A 22,022-nucleotide genomic window follows, 5' to 3' on the forward strand; every position below is an offset into this window, starting at 1 on the left:
GCTTGCCGGCGCTCTTTCCCGCGCTCTTGCCCGCGCCCTTGACCGGACCCTTGCCCCTGCCCTTCGCGGCTGCGGCAGCGCTCTGCGCACCGCGGGCGGGGCGGCTCAGGGCAGCACCCAGGGCATTCGGTCGGGCGGCGGGGCCGGCTCGAGGAGGTAGACGTCCACGTAGTGGTGCCAGCCGATGTAGTTGTCATCGTCGTAGCCGAGGTCGATGTGCAGGCGCTTGATCCCGCCGCCCGTGTCGCCGGCCAGCCCGAGCCCGTAGCCCTCGACGTACAGGTTCGTCCGCAGCGGGATGACGCGCGGGTCGACCGCCACGATGCCCTTGCGCATGACCTCGCCGATCCGGGTGCGTCCGTACCACGGCGCCGAACGCGGCGTGCCGGCGCGGGAGGCGCTGTAGCTGGTGGCGTACGTGCGGAGCTTGCGCCAGTAGCGCATCGGACCGGCCTCGGTCATCACGGTGCCCCACGTGATGTGCGTGCCGTATGCCACCCGCTCCGCGACCGGCTCGCGCACGATCGTCTCGTCCAGCACCGCCCGGTCGACGACACGCCCGCCGTGGTACGTCACTTCGAGGCGCTGGGTGGCCAGACCGGGTACGCCCGCCTGCAGCACCGCCACGTCGTCCAGCGGGCGGTTCGGATCGGGGACCGCCTCGGTCTGATACGGGATCTCGACGTCCCGCCACTCGAGGACGTCGCGCACCCGCGTCACCTCGACGGCGAGCCCCGGCGAGACCCCGGTCTCGGCCGGCGGGTCGACGATGTCGCGGCCCGCCAAGCCCACACCGGCTGCCTCCAGCGCGGCGCCGATCGTCGGCGCGCCGGAGCGCAGCTCGCGCGTCAGGCCGTCCGCATCGAGGGCGATCGGAACGCCGCGGTGGATCGTGATCTCGGGCGCGTAGGCCAGCGGCGTATCGAGCGGCGGCTGCACCCGGTCGCCCGGCAGATGGCGCACGCCGGCCCGCTCGAGCGCCTGGCCGACGGTCTCGCCCGACGCCGCGAGCGGCGTGCGCACCCCGTCGTCGACCACCCAGATCGGGCGCGACCGCACGACGCGCACGACGTTGCGCCCGATGGTCGCCGGTGGGCGCTCGCTTGGACGAAGGGCCGCAAGGACCGGGGCGATCAGGCGGCGTGCGGCGGCGCGCGGGTCGTCGCCGGGGGTGCGCGCGGCGAGCGACGCCACGGAACGGCCCGTCGATGCGCCGCGGCCGGGGTGGTGGCCCGTTTCATCGGCGTATGCGACGCGGGGGCTGAAGACGCCGCGGAACATCTCATCGATCGGGAAACGTCCCGCCGCCGCCCGGACTGCCGCGCGGCTTCCGACGGGTGCGGGGAGGCGTGCGTCCAACGACCACGGCTGTCCGTTCACGGTGACGCTGTCCGCCGGGTCGAGGACGACACCGGCGGCTTGCAGCACCGCGCGCAGCGTACGGCCTTCGGCCGTCACGTCGGTGGCGCTGCCGTCGGCGACAACGGTGACGCGTGGCGCGCGGCGGACGACCACACGACCGCCGTCCGGCACGGCGGCATCGACCTTCGGTGCCACGACGTCTTCCCTCGCCACACGGACGCCCAGCTCCGCCAACGCCAACCGCGTGGTGGCGGCCGTCGTCACGACGCGGTCCGACCGGCCGTCGACGTCGAGCGTGACGGTGCGCGCGGCTGCGCGGTGGAGATAGGGGACCAGCGCTGCGACGGCGGCGGCGCCGAGCGGGGCGAGCCACGGCCGCACCAGCGCCAGGGATCGCCGGGCCGCACCTGAAGTGCGGTCCGCGCGGCGACCGAGCCCATTCGAGGATTTCCCCACGCCCCCCTCCACGTACTCCGTCCCCTGGCACGCCGCGGACTCACGGGCGAACCCGCGTGATCCGCTGATGCTGCTGGGACGGCGTACCAGCAGCGCCGCTCACCGGCCCGGCAGGCCCGCCCAAGGCGAACCCGCGGCACCCGGAGGACATCCCTTAGCGCTGCTTCCTTCCGGACCTGACGCGGTTCGAGCGCCTCCGCCGCGCAGGACCCTGAGCGGGCCTGCCGGATCGGCGAACGTGACGGTGGATTCTAGTACAGCGGCGTCGAAACGGGCGACGGCGAGGTGGGGGACGACGGTCAGCCAAGTGCGAAAACCATCGGATGGGGCGGCGGACTCAAGGGCGCCTTAAGCTTAATGTAACCGTAATGACAGTTCGCGCCGCGCCCCGTATACTCAGCGGCGTAGCACGAACACGCCAGCGGCTGTGTGGGGGTCTGCCACGAGAGTGGCGACGCGTTGTGTGTGGGTGCTGCGCAAGGACCAGTGTCCAGGGCGAACGCCTTGGGGCGCTGGTCCTTTGTCTTGCGACGTCCTGTTGTCTTGCGAAGTCCTGTTGTCTTTCGAAAGCCCACTCGTCATGCGAAGCGCTGACGATCACGCCAGCCACTGCCGGAATACGAGCCGCCGTCAAAATCCGTGGCCGCGCGGCAGGGCAGTCCTACATCTCTTCGCGGTAGCTCAGGCCGTACTGCTTGCGCGCTTCGAGCACCGCCGCGCGCAGGATCTCCATGACGTTGTCGGGCTCGGTGACGTTCCGAAGGACGACCAAGGCATTGTCCGGGTCATGCGACTGGACGCGGATGTCGCCGATGTTGAACATGCGCTCGCCGATCGACTGGGTCTGGTCCAGGTCCTGAATCCGCACGTGCTCGATATCCGAGCGCATCCGGGTGAGCAGGCCGTGGCTGATCCGCAACCGTTGGCTCGTGATCGTGTAACGCGTCAACAGCGACAGGAACGGGCGACCCTGCCAGAGCACGCGCTCCTTGGCCGGATCGAGGTCGGCGGTGTCGTCGTCGCCGCCCGGTGACGCGGCTTCCATGAGCGCGTCGAACTCGGTCGCCATGCCGTCGCTGATCGCGCTGACCAGGCGATCGGCCGCGTCCGGCGGCAGGCCGGACAGGTCGACGCCGCTTTGGGCCACGGACTGCCAGATCCGGGCCTTGAGCCTCGACTGGACATCGCTTGGCGTCATCCCATCGCTCGGTGTCACCCTATCGCTCGGTGTCACCCCATCGCTCGGTGTCATCGCGCGCTCCTGTCGATTCCGGCCACAGCTGCGTCGACCACGATCTGGATAGCGCCGAGCGGCTACATGACGTCGGCGAGCGTCCGGCCTTCGGCCTTGAGGGCCGCGGAAAGGCCCTTCTTGGAGATCGTGCGCAGCGCGCTGGCGGACACCTTCAGGTTCACGAACTTGCCGAGTTCCGGCACGTACAGCCGCCGGTTCTGGAGGTTGACGTTCCAGATCTTCTTCGTCCGCCGGTGCGAGAACGACACGTTCATGGCCGTGAACGGCCCCTTGCCCGTAACCTGACACTTGCGCGCCATGAGATCCTCCTTGCGCCGTCCGGCCGGTCGGCCGAATCGGCGTCGATCGTCGAGTCCAAGTCGTCGGCTTGTCGCCGCTCCGCCTTCACCGCCGCCGGACCGCGGATGCGCTCGGACACATGCCCGAGCCATCGTGCGGCCTCAGCGGCCCATCTCCCACACCACGTGCTCGATCTCAGGCGAGATCAAGCGCTCGAACGCCAACCGCACCGCGTCCGGCGAGCCGGGCAGCGCGTACACCACCGCATCTCCGACCGTGCCCGCCGCCGCCCGCGAGAGCGTCGCCGCCGCTCCGACGCTCTCCCAGCTCAGCATCCGAAACAGCTCTCCGAACCCGGGCATCACCTTGTCGAACCGTCGCAGCACGACGTCCGCCGTGTTGTCCCGCCGGCTGATCCCCGTCCCGCCGTTCACGACGACGACCCGGCAACCCGCCGCCAAACATCCGTCGAGCGCCTGATCGATCGCCGCCGGATCGTCGCGGACCAGCACAGCGGCGCCCACGACATGACCTGCGGACCGCACCGCCTCCGCCAACCACCGGCCGTTGACGTCCGTCGCGGCCGTCCGGCTGTCGCTGACCGTCACGAGGCCGATCGCGATGGCGGCCGAAGAGCGGTCAGCGCCCGTCCGACGGGCCGCGTCCCGGTGGGCAGCCGCGGTCACGGACGGCGGACTACTTCGCCTCGCGGAACAAGACGTGCTTGCGCACGACCGGATCGTACTTCTTGATCTCCAGCCGGCCGGGATCGTTGCGGCGGTTCTTTTCCGAGACGTACGTGAACGCACTCTCGGTGGACCGCAGCTTGATCACCATCCGGACGTCTTTCTTTCTACCTGCCATGAACGCACTCCTTCGGCGGACGACAAACGGCGATGATACGCGCGCGGCGGGCGGTTGTCACGTTTACGGGCAGCCGGCCTTGAACGTCACCGGGTTGAAGAGGGGGTTGTACGGCGCGTTGATGTTCGTCAGGCCGAGGTAGATCTTCGGCGGGTTCGCCGGACTGGGCGGGCGGTTCGGGGCGCTCGGCTGGCCGAACGAGCCGATGTCGGACGGGTTGGCCAGCGCGTTCTGGATGACGGCCGGCGGCACGCGGCCGTTCAGCGTCGGACAGAGGCGCGGCTCGAGCGGGCCGTACGGGCTGACGGTCGGCACGGCCGTGGGGGTCGGCGTGCGGACGACCTCGGTGGCCGTCAGGGCGTAGAGATCGCCCGAGACGGTCTGCCGGCCGGTGCGCAGCTTGCCGCGACCGCCATACAGGATCGGCGTCTTGTGGACGGGGTCGTAGATCATCGAGGCCCCGATTCGGTCGCCGAGCGGTGTCTTCAAGTTGCGCCAGACGGGCGGCGTGACGCCAAGGTCCAGCGCCCAGACATCCGGGGCAGCCACGATCTCGCCCGTCGAGTGGATCGTCTTGATGTCGCCGCCATAGACCACCAGATGGTTGAGGTCGGCGTTGTATGCGGCCGTGTGCAGCGCGCGGCCGCTGGGCACCGACAGCGCGCCCGTGTTCACGAACGCGAGCTTCTGCCACTTCGAATTGACATAATCACTGGAGGTCATGTCCAGCGTCCAGACTTCGTTCGTGCCGTCGATCCGGTCGTACGTTCCGCCGAAGAGGAGGATTCGCTTCAGGCGGCTGTCGAACACCGCCGTCGCGCCGAACAGGCGCGGGCCGCTCGGGCCGCGCACCCAGCGCGGCGCACCGGTCAACGCGTCGAACTGCAGGAACAGCGTATCGTTGTACGGATCGTCGCACTCGATGCTGGCGGTCGGGAAGAAGATGCAGCGCTCGTTGCCGCCCTGCACGACCACGACGTCGTTGTTGGGGTCGTACACCACCGCCGCCAGCACGCGGTGATCGAACGCGCCCTCGGGCTTGATCGCGCTCCACGTGTTGTTGACGAGGTCATGCACCTGGAGCTGCTTGAACGGCGTCGCCACTGCGTCCGTGCCGCCGATCCAGTAGATCTTGCGATCGACGCCCTTGGCCCGGAACGCCCCGGCGGCACCCCAGAGCTCGGCGATCGCCCCGGCGGGCCGCAACCCGTTGTCCACCTTGGCGCCCGCCAGCGCCGCCGAGAGGTCGACGGCGTCCAACTGGTTGCGAACGTTGCCGTTCAGATCGAACCCGCCGTACAGATAGAGCTTCTTGGCGACGTTGTCATAGGCCGTGGCCCGGTGGAACAGCTTGGCGTTGATCGATGCGAACTTCTGCCAGGCGTAGACCGTGACGGGCTGTGCGGCGGCCCGCGACGGGCCAAGCGGCAGGATCAGCGCGGCCGTCAAAGCCAGCGCCGCGCACCGCGCCAGCGTGCGTCGTGTGCTCAACGTGGTGTGCAGCATGAGACCTCCTCGACCCGTACGACAGCCCTGCGCAGCATCGCGCGCGTCATTGTAGCCCGCACGACCGGCACGGCCGGCGGGGCAACCGCTATAACGACGACCGGCGGCGAAGGATACGACGGCTTTGCGGGTTTCGCCCGGCGATCGACCGTTCGACGGCCACGACTCACGCGCCCGTTCGATCGAAGAGATCGACGGGATCGTCGAGATCTGCGCGATCGGCCTCAGCGGCCGGGTCGGCCGAATCGACCGTTGCCCCATTGTCGCCCGCAGGCTGCTCGCGCAGGAACCACAGCGGCTTGTACGGCCGCCAGCGGAGCCCGAACGACGAAGTGGCGAAATCGAGGAGGTGCGCCATCGCCTCCTCGGGCACGTCGGTGACGAGGATGCGGTCGACGTCCGCGGCGGCGATCGTCCCGGCGGCAACCATCGTATGGCGCATGTACGCCACCAGCGGCTGCCAGTAGTCGGCGCCCATTAGGACCACCGGGAAGCCGTGCATCTTGCCGGTCTGGATGAGCGTCGTGGCATCGAACAGCTCGTCGAGCGTGCCGAAGCCGCCCGGGAGGATGACGAAGCCCATCGAGTACTTCAGGAGCATCACCTTGCGGATGAAGAAGTAGTCGAACTCGACGTCGACGTCGAGATAGGGGTTCGCGTCCTCTTCGTGCGGCAGCCGGATGCGGCTGCCCACCGACATGCCGCCGTTCTCGCGCGCGCCGCGGTTGGCAGCCTCCATGATCCCGGGCCCGCCGCCCGTCATCGTCACGAAGCCGGCACGCGCCAGTCGCGCGCCCATCTCGTGCGCGAGCACACAGTAGCGGTGCTCCTGTGGGAACCGCGCCGAGCCGAACACCGTCACGCACGGGCCGATGAAGTGAAACGTCCGAAACCCGCGCACGAACTCGGCCGCCATCCGGAAGAGCTCGCGCGTCTCGCGCCGCCGCGGTCGTGGGCCGCGAAGGAACTCGCCCTCGAACGCCGTGGCCGACCAGCCGTCCCACGGAGGTGCGTCGGCCGGTCGTCGGGCGGCGCCGGCCGTCGCCGCAGGCGGTGGATCAGGATCGATGTCGTTGGGCATCCGTGCTCGTCCCGTTTGTTGTAGGCAAAGGTCGTGTGGGCCAGGCGATCCGGTGCGGACGCGCCGCGTCCCGGTCGTCCGCCTTTGGCCGCCGCCGCCGCCGAATGGTACCCTCACCGGGTTCGTCCGACCGAGCGATGAGGATGCAACCAGCCATGACCGACCCGCGCCCCGCCGCCACCCTGCCCGATGACGTCTTCGCCGCGCGCCACATCGGCCCGCGCCCGGCCGAGGTGGCCCAGATGCTCGCCTTGCTCGGCGCGGCCGATCTCGATCAGCTGATCGACGAGGCCGTGCCGCCGTCCATCCGGCTCGCCTCGCCGCTCGACATCGGCGCGCCGCTCTCCGAGCACGAGGCGTTGGCGCGGCTCCGCGGTCTGGCCGATCGCAACGGTGTCCTGGCCGTCGGCGCCGACGGCGAACGAACGCGCCGGCCGGCAAAGTCGTTCATCGGCCTCGGCTACCACGGGACGCTGACGCCGCCGGTCATCCTGCGGAACATCATCGAGAACCCGGGCTGGTACACGCAGTACACGCCGTATCAGCCCGAGATCTCCCAGGGCCGGCTCGAGGCGATGCTGAACTTCCAGACAATGGTCGTCGACCTCACCGCGCTCGACATTGCCAACGCCTCGATGCTGGATGAAGCGACGGCCGCGGCCGAGGCGATGACGATGTGCCACCGGCTCCACAAGGGCGACGGCGCCGACTCGTTCCTCGTGGCGGACGATTGCCATCCGCAGACCATCGCGGTGCTCCGCACGCGCGCCGAGCCGCTCGGCATCCGGCTCGTCATCGGCGACCCGGACGCGTTCGACTTCGCCGCGGCGCCGGTCTTCGGCTGCCTCATGCAGTACCCCAACACGGACGGCCGAATCCGCGACCTGCGCGCCGTGATCGAGCGGGCGCACGCCGCCGAAGCCCTCGTCGTCCTGGCCTCCGATCTGCTCGCCCTGACGCTCCTTACCCCGCCGGGCGAGCTCGGCGCCGACGTCGCCGTCGGCAGCGCGCAGCGCTTCGGGGTGCCGCTCGGCTTCGGCGGGCCGCACGCCGCGTTCATGGCCACGCGCGAGGCTTACCAGCGCCAGCTGCCCGGCCGCCTCGTCGGCGTCTCGATCGACGCCGAGGGCCGTCCCGGCCTCCGGCTGACGCTCCAGACGCGCGAGCAGCACATCCGCCGCGACCGCGCAACGAGCAACATCTGCACCGCCCAGGTCCTGCTGGCCGTCGTCGCGTCGATGTACGCCGTTTACCATGGCCCAGGCGGCCTCACGCGGATCGCGACGAACGTCCGCCGGCGGACGTGTGCGCTGCGACGCGTGCTGAGCGAGCTCGGTGCTGCGGTCGACGACGGCGTGGTGTTCGACACGCTGCGCGTCGCCCCGCCCGTCGGGCGCGCCGCGGCGGACATCGTGCGCACGCTCGCGGCCGAGAGCGCGATCAACGTGCGCCTGCGCGACGAACACGGAACGAAGGCCGCGATCGGCATCGCGCTCGACGAGACGACGACGAACGAGGACCTCGCGGCGATCGCGCGGGCCTTCGGCGGCGGCGCGGACGTCGACGCGCACGTCGTGGCGGCGCTGGCGGCCGCGGCGGCCGACGAACTGGGTGCGCCGTTCGCCCGCACGTCGCCGTTCCTGACGCACGAGGTGTTCAACACCTACACGAGCGAGACCGAGATGCAGCGCTACATGCGCCGGCTCGAGGCGCGCGATCTCAGCCTGACGACGTCGATGATCCCGCTCGGCAGCTGCACGATGAAGCTGAACGCGGCGGCCGAGATGCTCCCGATCACGTGGCCCCTCTTCGCCGACATCCACCCGTTCGCACCGGACGACCAGTCAATCGGCTATCGTGCGCTCTTCGCCGAACTCGAGGCCGACCTTGCGGCGATCACGGGCTTCGACGCAGTCAGCCTCCAGCCGAACGCCGGGTCGCAGGGTGAGTACGCCGGGCTGCTCGTCATCCGCGCCTGGCAGCACGCCCGCGGTGCCGCCGATCGTGACATCTGCCTGATCCCGACGAGCGCGCACGGCACGAACCCGGCATCGGCGGTCATGGCCGGCCTCAAGGTCGTGCCCGTGGCGTGCGACGAGCAAGGCAACATCGACGTCGCCGACTTGCAGGCCAAGATCGACGCGCACGCCGACGCCCTCGCGGCGCTCATGCTCACCTATCCGAGCACGCACGGCGTGTTCGAGTCGACGGTCGTCGACATCTGCGGGCGGGTGCACGCCGCCGGCGGCCAGGTCTACTTGGACGGCGCGAACATGAACGCCCTCGTCGGGCTGGCCCGCCCGGCCGACTTCGGGGCCGACGTCTGCCACCTGAACCTGCACAAGACGTTCTGCATCCCGCACGGCGGCGGCGGGCCGGGCATGGGACCGATCGGCGTGAAGGCCCACCTGGCACCGTTCCTGCCGGGCCACCCGCTGCAGCCGGCCGTCGGCGGTGCACGGGCGACCGGGCCGGTGGCCGCCGCGCCGTGGAGCAGCGCCTCGATCCTGCCGATCCCCTACGCCTACATCAAGATGATGGGCGGGGCCGGCCTGACGGAGGCGACGAAGATCGCGATCCTGAACGCCAACTACATCGCCCGCCGGCTCCAGCCGCACTACCCGGTCGTCTTCACCGGCGCGGGCGGCCGTGTGGCGCACGAGTGCATCATCGACCTGCGGGGCCTGAAGGCTTCAGCGGGCATCGAGGCCGAGGACGTCGCCAAGCGCCTGATGGACTACGGCTTCCACGCGCCGACGATGTCCTGGCCGGTGGCCGGCACGCTGATGATCGAGCCGACGGAGAGCGAGTCGCAGGCCGAGCTCGACCGCTTCTGCGAGGCGATGATCGCGATCCGCGACGAGGTCCGCGCGATCGAGTCCGGTCGGATCGCGGCGGCCGACAGCCCGCTCAAGCACGCCCCGCACACCGCCGCCGCCGTGACCGCCGACGCGTGGGACCGCGCCTACACGCGCGCCCAGGCGGCCTTCCCGGCGCCGTGGCTGCGCGCGCACAAGTTCTGGCCGCCGACGGCGCGGATCGACAACGTGTACGGCGACCGGAACATCGTCTGCGTCTGCCCGCCGATGGAGGCATACGCCGAGGCGCCGGCCGGTTCGGCGTAACCATCGCGGCGCTCGTCCGTCATCCGTTGGGTGGCGGCGCACCCCCCGTGCCGCCGAAACAAGCTCAAGGAGTGTGCGATGTATCGTGCCCCGCACCATCGCTTCCTCGTCGCCGCCTGCATGGCGATCGTGTTGTCCGGTTTCGTCGCCCGATCCGCCCGGGCCGAGGTTTCGGCGTTCGAGATCACGGTCCTCAACCTCGTCAACCAGGACCGCGCCGCCCTTGGGCGCGCCGCCCTTGGGACGGACGTCCGTTTGTTCAACGCGGCCGAGGGGCACACCGAGTGGATGTGCGCGAACCAGACGCTGTCGCACATCGGCGCCGGCGGTTCGAGCCCGGGCACACGCGCCACGGCCGCCGGCTACGTCTGGAACGCGATCGGCGAGACGATCGCCCAAGGCTACGCCACGCCCCAGGATGTCGTGAACGGCTGGCGCGGTTCGTCCCCGCACTGGACGATCCTGATGAGCGCCACGTACCGCGACATCGGCGTGGCATACGTGGCGTGCACCGGGCAGACCCGCCGGCACTACTGGACGGCGATGGTCGCCAACAGCACGCGCTCGGCCACGCCCGTGAGCACGCCGACCACCGGCCCGACGCCGACCGTGACCCGCACCGCCACGCGCACCCCGACGCGCACCTCGACCGCCACGAGCGCCGGGCCGACGGCGACGATCCTTGTCGTGACCGCCACACCGTCCGCGACGCGCACCCGGACCGCGACGCCCGGCACGTCGTCGACGCCGACGCGTACCCCAACGCGCACGCCCACACGCACCGCCACCTCGCCGTCCCAGCCGACGGCGACCCGGACACGCACGGCCACGCGGCCGCCGTCGACCGCCACGCCGTCACGCACACCCACCCGGACCCCAACGCGTACGGCCACCGCCGTGTCGCTCGCCACCGCCACGCCGCCGCCGGCTGCCACCGCGATCGGTCCGACGGCGGCGGCGCCGGTCGGTGTGGCTGCCCTCATCGGCCGGGTCGTGCTCCAGGGCCGCCTGTCGCACGGGGGCACGACGATCTACGTCAACGGGGCGCCGCTGGCGATCACGTCCGACGACGGTTCGTTTGTCGTTCGGGGCCTCGCGCCGGGCTTCAAGACCGTCCGGGCGCAGCGCTTCGGGTACCTGGATGCGGCCGCGCAGACCCCGCTCGTGGGCGGTCAGTGGACCGTGCTCGGTTCGGCGAAGCTCCTCAGCGGCGACGTCCACGTCGACCATCGGGTGACGGCGCTCGATCAGCTCGTCGTCCAGCTGCGCTACGGCGCATGCATCGGCACGCCGGCATACGCCGTGCACATCGATCTCAACGGCAGCGGCTGCATCGACGCCGCTGACCTGGCGCTCGTCACGCAGAACGTGGGGCGGTTCGGGCCGACGGCCTGGCAGTAGCGCCGTCGCGGACGACATCGTGCGAACCGTGCGGAATTCGGATAAGCTTACGGCCGGATCCCTCGCCGAGCGGGCGGGGGCGCCGGCCGTCATGCTTGAAGGAGGCCCCAATGGGCACTTGGACGATTCCCCGCGCGCTGCGCCACTGTGGCTACGTGCTCCTTGTCGGCGGGCCGCTCCTCGTCGCCTCGCCGGTCCGGGCCGATCAACCGGCCGCGCCGCTCCGCGAGAGCGATGTGGGTGCCGTGCTCGACACCGCCGAGCTGTCCGCGACCGAGGACGCCTGGGTGTCGAGCGCGCGCGCCGGTGACAACTTCGGCGGCGACAATCGGCTGTACATCGGCGAGCGTCCGGGCTACGGTGCGGCCCGATCGCTCGTCCAGTTCCGGATGGGCGATCTCGACAAGGCGCGCGCCGTGACCGCCGCCGAATTCGTGCTCGAGAACACGACGGGGGGGCCTTCGGGCGACCCGGCGCGCGATGTCCCGATCTTCCGCGTGGACGGCACGTGGGACGAGGGCGGCGTGAAGTGGAGCAACTTCCCGGGGACCAACGGTGATCGGCTGGCGACGGTGTCCGTCGGCGTCGGGTCCGGCGTTCATCGCTGGCGGTCCGACAAGGTGACCGACCTCGTCCGGCGCTGGCGCCTCCCGAAGTGGCAGAAGCAGTACCTGCCCAACCGCGGCCTGTTCATCCAGGGCTACGAGGCCGGCGGCTCGCACCGCGGCTTCGGATCGAGCGAGTCCGGCCAGAAACCCAAGCTGCGGCTCACGCACGAGCGCGATGAGAAGGCGCCGGTCGGGCGCCTGAAGGCCGTCCCGCGCTACTTCAACGCCAAGACCGCCGACGGCGCGACGGGCCAGTCCAAGATCAAGCTCAGTTGGGATTTCGACGACCCGGCGCCGGCCAGCGGCGTGGCGTTCTTCCGGCTGTACAGCCAGCGCAACAACCAGCCCCTCGTCCTCGAAGCGGACACCATCGAAGCCGACCATTTCGAGTTCAGGGGGGACAACGGCGTCGAGTACGCGCTCGTGATCAACGCCGTCGACCAGGCGGGCAACGTCGAGCCGCAGGAGCCCGCCGAGGCGCTGACGCTCGTCGACCACCAGGCGCCGCAGGTCGCGGCCCAGCCGCTGCCGCCCTTCAGCCGCGGCACGTTCAACGTCATTATCGGCGGCGGCGACCTGCCGAACGGGCCGGGTCAGGTGAACGCCGGCATCCTGTGGTACGACATCGTCTACCGGCTGGACGGCGGCGCCTGGGCGCCGCTCGTGCTGCAGTCGACGTCCACCGCGGTCGCCGTGCCGGACCCGATCGACGGGGCGACATATGACTTCCACGTCCGCGCGTTCGACAAGGCCGAGAACGAGCAGCCGCTCAACCTCGGCGTCGTCCAGGCGACGACGACGATCGACCGCCGGCCGCCGGTCGTGACGTTCACGCCGGTGCAGGGGATCTCCAACCCGCGCTTCAGCGTCCAGTGGGCGGGCGTCGATCCGCTGCCCGGCGCGAGCGGCGTGGCGCGCTACGACATCCAGTTCCGGATCGGCGGCGGCGTCTGGACGGACTGGGTGACGGCCTCGACCGAAACGTCGCGCGTGTTCGAGGGCGCGTTCTCCAACGTCTACAGCTTCCGTGGCCGCGCTTCGGACAACGTCGGCAACCAGGGGGTCTATCTGAGCGAGGCGCAGTTGTACGTCGGCGTGCTGGATCGTGCGACGCTGACGCACCAGATTCGGCTGCCGCTGCTGCGGCGCTAGCACACCCCCACTGCAGAGTCTCCGGGTTCCACACGCTGGTGGCAACCCCAGGCATGTCCGGTGGCGGGGCACTCACCTGCGCGGGCATCATCGTCGCTCACCGCAAGGAGCACCGCTCATGAGGGCAGCCCCGCACCGTACCCGCCAGGCGCTCGGCGCGGCCCTTGCCGCCGTGCTGTGCGTCGTCGCCGCCGGGACGATCGAGTCCGCGCGCGGCGCCGCGCGCGCGGCGGCCGACCCGCCGACGGTCTACGTCAACAGCACCGCGGACGGTCCGCCGACGCCCTGCAAGCCCGGGCGCCACTGCTCGCTGCGCGACGCGATCGAGACCGTGGCCCAGACGGGCCGACCGGGCCGGATCGCGGCCCGATTCTGCGGCACGGGCGTGCCCGGTCCGTACTGCCTCGGCCAGGACGATCCGAACTACGTTCCGGCGGCGCGCGTCTGGCGAATCCCGCTGATCGAGCCCTACGGGTTCGACATCACGGGCACGCAGGTCACGATCGACTTCTCCGTCGGCGTGCCGGACTGGCAGGCCGCGGCCGACAACGTCATCGAGCTCGACACCGGCCAGGGAGAGATCGATTGGGCGTTCGGCATCGACGGCACCGGCCATGTGCTGCGCGGTCTCAACCTGCGCGGCGACGTCCAGACGGCGCAAGTGGTCCTCTACAACGGAGCGACCGGCGTGACGCTTCGACGGCCTGGCGTTCGCCGGCGTCGGCACCGTCGGCGAAGTGGGCGGCGACGCGATCCGGGTGCGCGACGAGAAGACGACCGGCAACCGGATCATCGGGACGCAGTGCGGCTGGTTCGGTCCGCCGAACACGGACGGTGCCGCGCGGCCGCCGGAGCCGGTCAGCGGCACGTGCGTCGAGGTGTCGCGCGGCGCCCACGACAACCAGATCGGCGAGCTCGGCGGCCCGCCCAATGTCTTCGCCGATGCCGCGATCGGCGTGCACGTCACCGGCCGGGGGACACGAGGCAACGAAGTCCGCAACGCGCGCGTCGACGGCAACGGCGTCGGGATCCGCGTGAGCGCCGATGCGCTCGAAACGCGGCTGGAGGGCAACACGATCGTCCGCAGCTCGGGCAACGGTGTCGAGGTCGTGGGCGCGTCCTGGAGCACGGCGATCGTCGGCAATCGGATCGGGATCGACGCGGGCGACGTGCCGGCCGAGAGCCCGCTGCCGAACGAAGGCTGGGGGATCGACATCGCCGCGCCGGCCAAGGGGAGCCGCATCGAGGACAACCTCGTCCAGGGCAACGGAGCGGGCGGCATCCGCGTCGCGGGCCGGACGGCCGAGCAGAACGCGCTGCTCCGCAACCGAATCACGGACCACGTGGGCGCCGCGATCGCGGTAGTGAACGGCGCGAACGGCGGCGTGGCACCGCCTGCGCTCAGCTGGGCCGGCGCGCGCATCGTCGGCCGAACGTGCTCGCAGTGCGATGTCCAGCTCTTCTCCGATCCGGCCGACGAAGCGGCCGCGCTCGAGGGCGCCGCCAAGGCCGACAACGGCGGCACCGTGATCTTTACGCCGGGTCCGGCGTTCCGCTTCCGGTTCATCACCGCCCTGGCCACCGATCCCGACGGCAACTCGTCCGCATTGAGCGCGCCGTTGGACACCGTGCCGGGGCCGACGCCGACGGCCACGTCGGTGGGGCCGGTGGTGCGCGGGCGGTTGTGGCTGCCGGTCGCGTGGCGAGGATGGCCGCGCTAAGCAGGGCAGTCGAACATCGCGCCGTCGCTCGGCCTACGGCCCTCTCCCCCCGACCCCCTCCCCCAAGTCTGGGGGAGGGGGAGGATGGTTGGCGCTGGAACAAGAGTTGCGTGACAGAACGGATGTTCGTACACTGAGACAATGTCCACCGACCTTGCCGACCGCCTTGACGTCCTGGCCGATGGCGCGCAGTTCGACCTCTGTGCCCAGTCCGGCCAGCCGATGCCGGACGGCCGGCCCAAGGCGACGACCGCATCGTCCGGCGGTTCGTCGTCGACCGCCGCCGACCGCGGCACCGAACGCAGCTACCGCCACGGCGACGTCACGCGCCACATCATGCGGATCAGCGGCCCGCGCGGACCGACGACGCAGCTGCGCGTCCTGCAGACGAACGCGTGCGCCAAGGACTGCTTCTACTGTCCGTTCCGGGCCGGCCGCAACTTCCGGCGCGAGGCGTTCACGCCCGATGAGCTCGCGCGCTTGACGGACGGGCTTCACCGGGCGGGGCGGATCAAGGCGCTGTTCCTGTCCAGCGGAGTCGTCGGGCACGATGACCACTCCATGGCGCAGATCGTGGCCACGGGTGAGATTCTCCGGCGCCGCTATCGGTACAGCGGCTACCTGCACCTCAAGATGATGCCGGGCGCGAGCGACGCGGCCATCGAGGCCGCGCTGACCGTCGCCGATCGGGTCAGCGTGAACCTCGAGGCGCCGACGGCGGCACACCTCGCGCGGCTGACGTCGACGAAGGACCTCGCGGCCGATCTCCTGGCGCCGCTGCGCCGCGTGAAGCGCATCGTCGACGCGCGGCGGCTGCGGCGGCGGAACGCGGTCACGGGGCGCGATGAGCCGGTGCGGGTGTCGCGCACGACGCAATTCGTCGTCGGGCCGGCGGGCGAATCGGACCGCGACCTGCTGGGCGTCACGCAGCGGTTGTACCGCGAGCTCGGCCTGTCGCGCGTCTACTACAGCGCCTTCCGACCCGTGCCCGATACGCCGCTGGACGGCCACCCGCCCGAGGATCCCCGCCGTGAGCGCCGGCTCTATCAGGCCGACTTCCTGCTGCGTGACTACGGCTGGTCGGCGGACGAGCTGCCGATGGCGGGCGACCGGCTCGACCTGGACGACGATCCGAAGCTGGCGTGGGCGCGCGCGCATCCGGATCGCTACCCGATCGAGGTGAACCGCGCGGCTCGCGAGGAGCTCCTGCGGGTGCCCGGCATCGGCCCGGTCGCCGCGGATGCGCTGATCGCGGCACGCCGTGAGGGGCGGCTGCGGTCGCCGGACCATCTTGGGCGACTGGGCGTGGGGGTGCGGGCGCTCGAATGGCTGACCGTCGACGGGCGGCGGGCGGCGGTGCAGATGTCGCTCGGGATTTGAGCCCGAGCGCCGCCCGGGACTTCGACCCGCAATTCCGCCGAACGGCTTGTGACCGTATCCTGTGCGGCGGGCACCACGTTAGAACGGACAGCACCGAGGGGAGCGTCCGGCAGCACCGCCCGACGCGATCGCATGGCCACAGGCAGGTTGAGCGCAGATGTACAGTTGCCGACGATGTACGAGCGGCCACGTCTGATGATTCGCTTCGATCGGCGGCAGCCGTTCGCCGCCCATCGCCGGACCGGGCAGCGTCAGAACGGCTGGCAGGTCGATGAGCATTCCTTAAGCTTGGCGGCCGTATCCATCAGGACATACTCATCGTTGATTCATACAGCGCGGCCACCGCCGCGTCGTTGCTGTATGCCGCCATGCGGCCGCGCAACCTTCAGGCACACGCAACGTCGACGACCGACCACCATACGACCGTGCCGTCACGAATAGGGAGCAGATCCATGCGCCGCCTGCCGCTTGCCGGTTCGTTCCTGGCCAACAAGGCCGCAAGGTACATCCGCGTCATCGCGCTCGCGTGCTGCGCGCTGGCCTTCCTCGCGCTCGGTGCGCCGGGCGGCGCGTCGACCAGCGCCGTCCGGGCGCAGCAGCAGCATGGCGCTCCGGACAGTGTCCAGGAGGCGCAGGCGCTCGGCGCGACGATCGTCGTGAACACGACGGATCAGGAGGTCAACAGCGACGCGGACTGCTCGCTGCAGGAGGCGATCTTCGCCGCCAACTTCGATGCGGCGGTGGCGATCAACCCGAACAGCCTGAACGGCCCGAAGATCACCACGGGGTGTACGCCGGGCAGCGGCGCCGACACGATCGTGCTGGCGGCGAACGCGGTGTATACGACGAACGGATCGGTCGCCTCCGGCGTCCAGAACGGGGTCGCCCAGGACCAGTTCAACCCGGCCGGGCTGACGGCCACGCCGTCCGTCACGTCCACGATCACGATCCAGGGCAACGGTGCGCGCTTCGAGCGGACGGCGGGGACGGTCGGCGTCGTCCGCGCCTTCATGGTGAACCAGCAGGTCGGCCTTGAGGTCTCCCACGCCCAGGGCAACCTGACGATCCAGAACCTGCATATCAAGGGCTTCAAGGCCCAGGGCGGACCCGGCTCCGACGGCGGCGGCGGCGGCATGGGCGCCGGCGGTGCGATCTACGTCCGCAACGGCATCCTGACGGTCGAGAACAGCACGTTCGAGGCGAACAACGCCACCGGCGGCGCAGGCGCCGCCGTGACGGGCACCGCCGGCGGCGGCGGCGGCGGCGGGATGTCGACGTCCTCGATGGGCGGCAACGACGTGGCGGTCGGCGCCGGGAACGGCGGCGGTGGCGGCGGCGGCGCCCGTGGCCGCGGCGGGAACGGCCCGAACTCGGGCGGCGGTGGCGGCGGCACAGCGCTCAACGGCGTCGATGGCAGCGCCGGCGGCGTCGGCGGCAACGGCGGCTTCAACTGCGGCGGCAAGGGCGGCGACTTCCCGAACAACGCGGCCAACAACGGCTTTTGCTCCGGCGGCGCCGGCGGCGGCGGCGCGCAGGGCACGGGCGCCGGCGTGAACGGCGGCGCGGGCGGCAACGGCAACTACGGCGGCGCCGGCGGCGGCGGCGGCGCGAGCAGCCAGGCCAACGGCGGCAGCGGCGGCAACGGCGGCTTCGGCGGCGGCGGCGGCGCGGGCGCGGTGGGCACGAGCAACGGCGGCAGCGGCGGCTACGGCGCCGGCGGCGGCGCCCGCGGCAGCACGGGCGGCACGGCGGGCGTGGGTGGGTTCTTCGGCGTCGGCGGCAACGTGGGACCGGCGGCGGCGGCGGCGGCTCGGGGCTCGGCGGCGCCATCTTCAGCGACAGCGGCAACGTGACGGTGCGCAACAGCACGTTCTTCGGCAACACCGCAGTTTCCGGACCCCGAGGCGCCTCGGCCTCCGGCTCGTCCGGTGTGGGCGGCGGCGGCCATCTGGTCCCGCAACGGCACCCTCGACGTCATCCACGCAACGTTCAACCAACTCCAGGTCGCCTGCCGCCGGGCACGGGCGAGCGATGGGCGCTCGGCATCTGGACCGACAGTGGCCAGACCGCCACGTTCAACCTCCGCAACTCGATTCTGTTCGGCAACGGCGCGAGCGAGTGCACCGCGTTCCAGCCCGGTGGTGGCGGCGCGCTCACCAAGCTCGGCAGCGGCAACCTGATCGGCAGCAACTCGGGTGGCGCGGGTGCATGCCCCGGCGTCGCCGTGACGACCGATCCGGTGCTCGGTCCGCTCCAGATCAATGCGCCCGGCAACACGCCGACGATGGCGATCAACGAGACGAGCTCGGCGTTCAACACCGCCGACGCGGCCCAGGGCCTGCCGACGGACCAGCGCGGCGTTCCGCGGCCGCAAGGTGCCGGCTTCGATATCGGCGCGTTCGAGGCGATCCTCGTCGACCTCTCGATCACGAAGTCGTGCTACGCGCGGCCGATCGCCGGGTCGCCGACGCAGGATCCGGACGTCGTGATCGCCGGCCAGCAATGGATCTGCGATATCACGGTGTCGAACCCAAGCGGCGTGCCGTTCAAGACCTGATCATCAATGACACGGTCAGCGCGGACCTGCGGTTCGTCGCCTCCACGGCCTCGGGCGACGCGAACGACTGGCGGCGGGCCGCGTCGTGCTCGCCGACGCCGCTCCAAGGACCCGGGATCGTGACGTGCGTCGGCATCGACGTCCTGCCGTTCAGCCAGACGACGTTCCAGATGGCGTTCGTCGTGGACGCGGACTTCGTGGCGCTGACGACGACCGGCGAGCTCCCGATCTCGAACAGGGCGTGTATCCGACCGGGCGCGTTCATCGACCCCAACGTGGCGAACAACTGCGACACCGAAACGGACCTCGTCAAGGAGCTGGCGGACCTGAAGGTTACGAAGATCTCGGAGCCGCACGACACCGTGCGGGCCGGCGAGATCTTCACGTACACGATCTTCGTGGACAACCTCGGCCCGTCGGTGGCGCGCAACGTCGTGATCAGCGACACGCTGCTGAACAGCAGCAACGTGAGCATCCAGAGCTGCGCGTTCAGCGTCAGCCAGGGCGGCGGGGCGATCACGCAGTTCACGTGCACGACGGGTCCGTTGGTCAGCACGCAGTTCGGGTCGGACATCGGGACGTTCCGCACGAACATCCTCGACCCGCTCAGCCCGACGAGCCAGGGGCGGCTGCGCGCCTCGTTCCGCCTCGTCGCCCGCGGGCAGATCGACCTGACGAACACGGTGCGCGTCACGTCCGCCACGCCCGACCTCGACATGTCCAACAACATGGCGATGGACACGATCTCCGTCACGGCGGTGTCGGACGTGTCGGTCACGAAGAGCGCCACCGCCGAGGAGCAGCAGACGAACCAGCCGGGGCTGATCTTCAACAACGCCGTGTTCGGGCAGGTGTTCCCGACGGCGCCGAACTACTTCTCGTCCATCCGCGTGACGGCCGGGCGGCGGATCCGGTACACGCTCGTCGTGACGAACAACGGGCCGAGCAGGGCGGAGAACGTCGTGCTGACGGACCGGTTGCCGGCGGGGGTGCGCTACTACCAGGGCAGCCTGACGGTGACGCGGGACCCGGCCGGGGCGGCGCCGCCTGTGCTGCTGCCGGCAGGCGGCGTGCAACACCGGCACGCCCGGCGACGTGAACGACCAGCTGACGTGCGGGCTGGGCACGCTGCTCACCGGCGGGGCGGGAGCGGGTGACACGGTGACGGTCGTGTTCGAGGTGATCACCGACTCGGGCCTCGAGCCGGGCTCGATCGTCGAGAACGACGCGCAGGTGACGGCCGATCAGTTCGACATCGACAACTCGGACAACTACGTCTTCACGCAGAACACGGTGCTGGCGGCGGCGGACATGGGCGTGTTGAAGTCGGCGGTCGGCGAGGTCGTGACGTCGTACAACGCCACGCTGCACGAGTTCATCGTGACGGACGAGGCGAACACAGTGACGGCGGGCATGATCCTGCGCTACCAGATCCAGGTCCAGAACAACGGCCCATCCGACGGCCGGAACGTGACGATCCAAGAGAACCTGCCGACGTCGCCGCTGCCGGGGCCGGTGACGTTCCTGCGCGCGGACGGGGCAGTGTGCCGGCCGGACGACGTGAACCAGCAGATCGTGGTCTGCGACCTGGGCTACATGGTGGCCGGGGCGCGCAAGACGTTCGACATCTACGTCCTGGTCGACCCGTCGGTGCCGACCGGCACGGTCCTGACGAACACGAGCGACGGCGCTGCAGAGCGGGTCGAACGTCGTCCCGCCGGGCGCGCCGCCGGCGATCCCGGGGGAGGACCCGACGCGGCCGATCACGTGGGATCCGTGTGGCCTGCGGCCGGTACAGGCGAACACGGCCACGAACCTGACCACGGTGAACGCCGTGGCGGACGTGTTCATCACGAAGACGGATGTGCCGGCGCGGACCGATCTGGACGGAACGGCTTCGGCCGGACAGGCAGCGCCTGGCCGGCAACGAGCACCGCTACGAGATCACGATCGGCAACAACGGCATGTCGACGGCGGTGAACGTCGGGGTGACCGACTTGCTGGACCTCAAGCAGCCGGGCATCCTGGGCGAGACGTTCGTGCGCTGCGAGCCGATCGACCCGGACGACCAGGTGACGTGCGCGTTCACGGGGCCGAACACGGTGACGGTGACGCGGCTGCAGGTGGGCAACGAGGCGGTGATCCCCACCGCCGGCACGGGCGGCGAACGCTCGTTCCAGGACGCTCGTCAAGGCGAACATCACGACGACGACGACGGACTTCCGCACGCAGAACAACCTCGACCGCCACCATACGCTGATCGTCGCCGAGGCGGACCTGTCCATCACGAAGTCGGACGACGCGGCCGGCTTCCTGAACTGCGACCCGGTGGCGCCGGGTGGGACGATCACCTACGACCTGACGGTGACGAACAACGGCCCATCGGACGCGGCGGACGTCTACGTCGTCGACCAGCTGCCGTGGCAGTTCGTCGTCGCCGATCCGACGCTCGTGGACGTGACGGTGAGTCGCGGCCAAGTGATCGAGATCCGCGACGACGGCCAGATCACGATCCGCGTCGGCAACGACGTGAACAACTCAGGCGTGCCGCAGCTGGGCCGGGTGAACGCGGGCAGCGCGGCGGTGACGATCCGGATCACGACGACGGTGCGCAAGGACGCGGCGTGCGGCCAGCAGGCGGCCAACCAGGCGCGCGTGGAGACGCGGCGGAACGACGCGGCGGCCCGACCGGTGTGGCCGCCGGCGCCGCAGCCGTTCCCGGGCATCGACGGCGGGCCGCGGACGCCGACGGCGGACCCGAACGGCGCGAACAACGCGGCCGTGGCGCTGACGACGATCGAGTGCCCGCGGATCCAGGTGATCAAGACGGTGTCGTTCGACGGGAAGTGCCCGGGCGTGAACATCAACGCCGGCGTGTTCAACCAGACGGGGCAGCCGATCACGTTCTGCTTCGAGATCACGAACACCGGCACGACGTTCCTGGACGAAGTGTTCGTGTCGGATGTGATCGACACGCGGACGATGGAGCCGACGGAGATCTACTCGGACACGATCACCGCGGGTGCTGACCCGAACACGCCGCTCAAGCCGGGCGAGACCGTGAGCCGCAAGGTGACGGTGGACCATGCGCTGCTGAAGTGGGATTGTGGGCGGATCACCGACACGGTGACGGTGACGGCCAACCCGGTGAACTCGGGTCGGACGGACCTGCCGTGCCTGGAAGACGTGACGGACACGGACGCTGCGACGGTCGACGTGCCGTGCGCGGGTGTGGACTGGCGGCTGCAGCTGCCGGTGGTCGGCGGCGAAGGCTG

At 70.6% G+C, this 22,022-nt stretch carries 18 protein-coding genes, 1 other RNA gene and 1 pseudogene; 10 read left to right on the top strand and 10 right to left on the bottom strand.

All coding sequences use genetic code 11. From position 1 onward, the window contains the following. Nucleotides 1-105: 105 nt before the first annotated feature. From IPG72_05425 to IPG72_05460, 8 genes are all read right to left on the bottom strand, one after another. A complete protein-coding gene (locus tag IPG72_05425; protein ID MBK6768464.1) occupies nt 106-1,818 on the bottom strand; it encodes a DUF348 domain-containing protein in 1,713 nt (570 codons plus the stop codon). Between the two features lie 116 nt (nt 1,819-1,934). After that, nucleotides 1,935-2,034, bottom strand: an RNA gene (gene ffs / locus IPG72_05430) — signal recognition particle sRNA small type. A 445-nt stretch (nt 2,035-2,479) separates the two neighbouring features. Further along, nucleotides 2,480-3,016, bottom strand: coding sequence for a PH domain-containing protein (locus tag IPG72_05435; protein MBK6768465.1), 537 nt, complete (start codon nt 3,014-3,016; stop codon nt 2,480-2,482). Between the two features lie 116 nt (nt 3,017-3,132). Then, on the bottom strand, nt 3,133-3,372 hold the full coding sequence (gene rpmB / locus IPG72_05440; GenBank protein MBK6768466.1) for a 50S ribosomal protein L28: 240 nt from the start codon (nt 3,370-3,372) through the stop codon (nt 3,133-3,135). A 141-nt stretch (nt 3,373-3,513) separates the two neighbouring features. Beyond that, nucleotides 3,514-3,975 carry a molybdenum cofactor biosynthesis protein MoaB gene (locus tag IPG72_05445; GenBank protein MBK6768467.1) on the bottom strand — a complete coding sequence of 154 codons (462 nt, stop codon included), beginning with the start codon at nt 3,973-3,975 and terminating at the stop codon, nt 3,514-3,516. A gap of 73 nt (nt 3,976-4,048) precedes the next feature. Continuing rightward, nucleotides 4,049-4,216, bottom strand: coding sequence for a 50S ribosomal protein L33 (gene rpmG / locus IPG72_05450; GenBank protein MBK6768468.1), 168 nt, complete (start codon nt 4,214-4,216; stop codon nt 4,049-4,051). 63 nt (nt 4,217-4,279) lie between these two features. Next, on the bottom strand, nt 4,280-5,722 hold the full coding sequence (locus IPG72_05455) for a hypothetical protein (GenBank protein MBK6768469.1): 1,443 nt from the start codon (nt 5,720-5,722) through the stop codon (nt 4,280-4,282). Nucleotides 5,723-5,888: 166 nt separating this feature from the next. Next, on the bottom strand, nt 5,889-6,803 hold the full coding sequence (locus IPG72_05460) for a TIGR00730 family Rossman fold protein (protein ID MBK6768470.1): 915 nt from the start codon (nt 6,801-6,803) through the stop codon (nt 5,889-5,891). Between the two features lie 137 nt (nt 6,804-6,940). Here IPG72_05460 and gcvP point away from each other — a divergent pair, with 137 nt between their 5' ends. The 3 genes from gcvP to IPG72_05475 all read left to right on the top strand — a co-directional run bounded on the left by gcvP (nt 6,941) and on the right by IPG72_05475 (nt 13,089). After that, nucleotides 6,941-9,928: an aminomethyl-transferring glycine dehydrogenase gene (gene gcvP / locus IPG72_05465; protein MBK6768471.1), complete on the top strand. Its 2,988-nt coding sequence runs from the start codon at nt 6,941-6,943 to the stop codon at nt 9,926-9,928. Nucleotides 9,929-10,006: 78 nt separating this feature from the next. Further along, the gene (locus IPG72_05470) at nt 10,007-11,329 is read left to right on the top strand and encodes a hypothetical protein (GenBank protein ID MBK6768472.1); all 1,323 of its coding nucleotides are present in this window, start codon (nt 10,007-10,009) and stop codon (nt 11,327-11,329) included. A 110-nt stretch (nt 11,330-11,439) separates the two neighbouring features. Continuing rightward, nucleotides 11,440-13,089, top strand: a complete 1,650-nt coding sequence (locus IPG72_05475; protein ID MBK6768473.1) for a DNRLRE domain-containing protein — start codon at nt 11,440-11,442, stop codon at nt 13,087-13,089. Nucleotides 13,090-13,186: 97 nt separating this feature from the next. On the opposite strand, the gene IPG72_05480 is transcribed toward IPG72_05475, so the two are convergent. After that, the gene (locus tag IPG72_05480) at nt 13,187-13,873 is read right to left on the bottom strand and encodes a hypothetical protein (protein ID MBK6768474.1); all 687 of its coding nucleotides are present in this window, start codon (nt 13,871-13,873) and stop codon (nt 13,187-13,189) included. Here IPG72_05480 and IPG72_05485 point away from each other — a divergent pair. The 6 genes from IPG72_05485 (at nt 13,848) to IPG72_05510 (ending at nt 20,727) form a co-directional block, all read left to right on the top strand. Beyond that, nucleotides 13,848-14,810 carry a right-handed parallel beta-helix repeat-containing protein gene (locus tag IPG72_05485; protein MBK6768475.1) on the top strand — a complete coding sequence of 321 codons (963 nt, stop codon included), beginning with the start codon at nt 13,848-13,850 and terminating at the stop codon, nt 14,808-14,810. The two genes, IPG72_05480 and IPG72_05485, sit on opposite strands and share 26 nt — an antisense overlap. A 141-nt stretch (nt 14,811-14,951) precedes the next feature. After that, nucleotides 14,952-16,190 (top strand): radical SAM protein, encoded by a 1,239-nt coding sequence (locus IPG72_05490; GenBank protein ID MBK6768476.1) that lies wholly within the window; start codon nt 14,952-14,954, stop codon nt 16,188-16,190. A gap of 452 nt (nt 16,191-16,642) precedes the next feature. Continuing rightward, nucleotides 16,643-18,043, top strand: coding sequence for a hypothetical protein (locus IPG72_05495; GenBank protein MBK6768477.1), 1,401 nt, complete (start codon nt 16,643-16,645; stop codon nt 18,041-18,043). Next, entirely contained in the window at nt 18,040-18,747 is a 708-nt protein-coding gene (locus IPG72_05500; protein ID MBK6768478.1) for a hypothetical protein, read from the top strand. The genes IPG72_05495 and IPG72_05500 overlap by 4 nt, the downstream gene beginning before the upstream one ends. Then, on the top strand, nt 18,693-19,904 hold the full coding sequence (locus tag IPG72_05505; GenBank protein MBK6768479.1) for a DUF11 domain-containing protein: 1,212 nt from the start codon (nt 18,693-18,695) through the stop codon (nt 19,902-19,904). Before IPG72_05500 ends, IPG72_05505 begins: the two co-directional genes overlap by 55 nt. Continuing rightward, nucleotides 19,843-20,727, top strand: a complete 885-nt coding sequence (locus tag IPG72_05510) for a hypothetical protein (protein MBK6768480.1) — start codon at nt 19,843-19,845, stop codon at nt 20,725-20,727. Before IPG72_05505 ends, IPG72_05510 begins: the two co-directional genes overlap by 62 nt. Here the strand turns inward: IPG72_05510 and IPG72_05515 are convergent. Continuing rightward, nucleotides 20,684-20,905 carry a hypothetical protein gene (locus IPG72_05515; protein MBK6768481.1) on the bottom strand — a complete coding sequence of 74 codons (222 nt, stop codon included), beginning with the start codon at nt 20,903-20,905 and terminating at the stop codon, nt 20,684-20,686. The genes IPG72_05510 and IPG72_05515 overlap by 44 nt on opposite strands. Before the next feature lie 41 nt (nt 20,906-20,946). On the opposite strand from IPG72_05515, the pseudogene IPG72_05520 reads away from it, so the two are divergent. Continuing rightward, nucleotides 20,947-21,168 (top strand): annotated as a pseudogene (locus tag IPG72_05520) (DUF11 domain-containing protein). Nucleotides 21,169-22,022 lie beyond the last annotated feature (854 nt).

It is taken from the genome of Candidatus Avedoeria danica (genome assembly GCA_016703025.1).
Lineage (GTDB): Bacteria > Chloroflexota > Anaerolineae > Epilineales > Epilineaceae > Avedoeria > Avedoeria danica.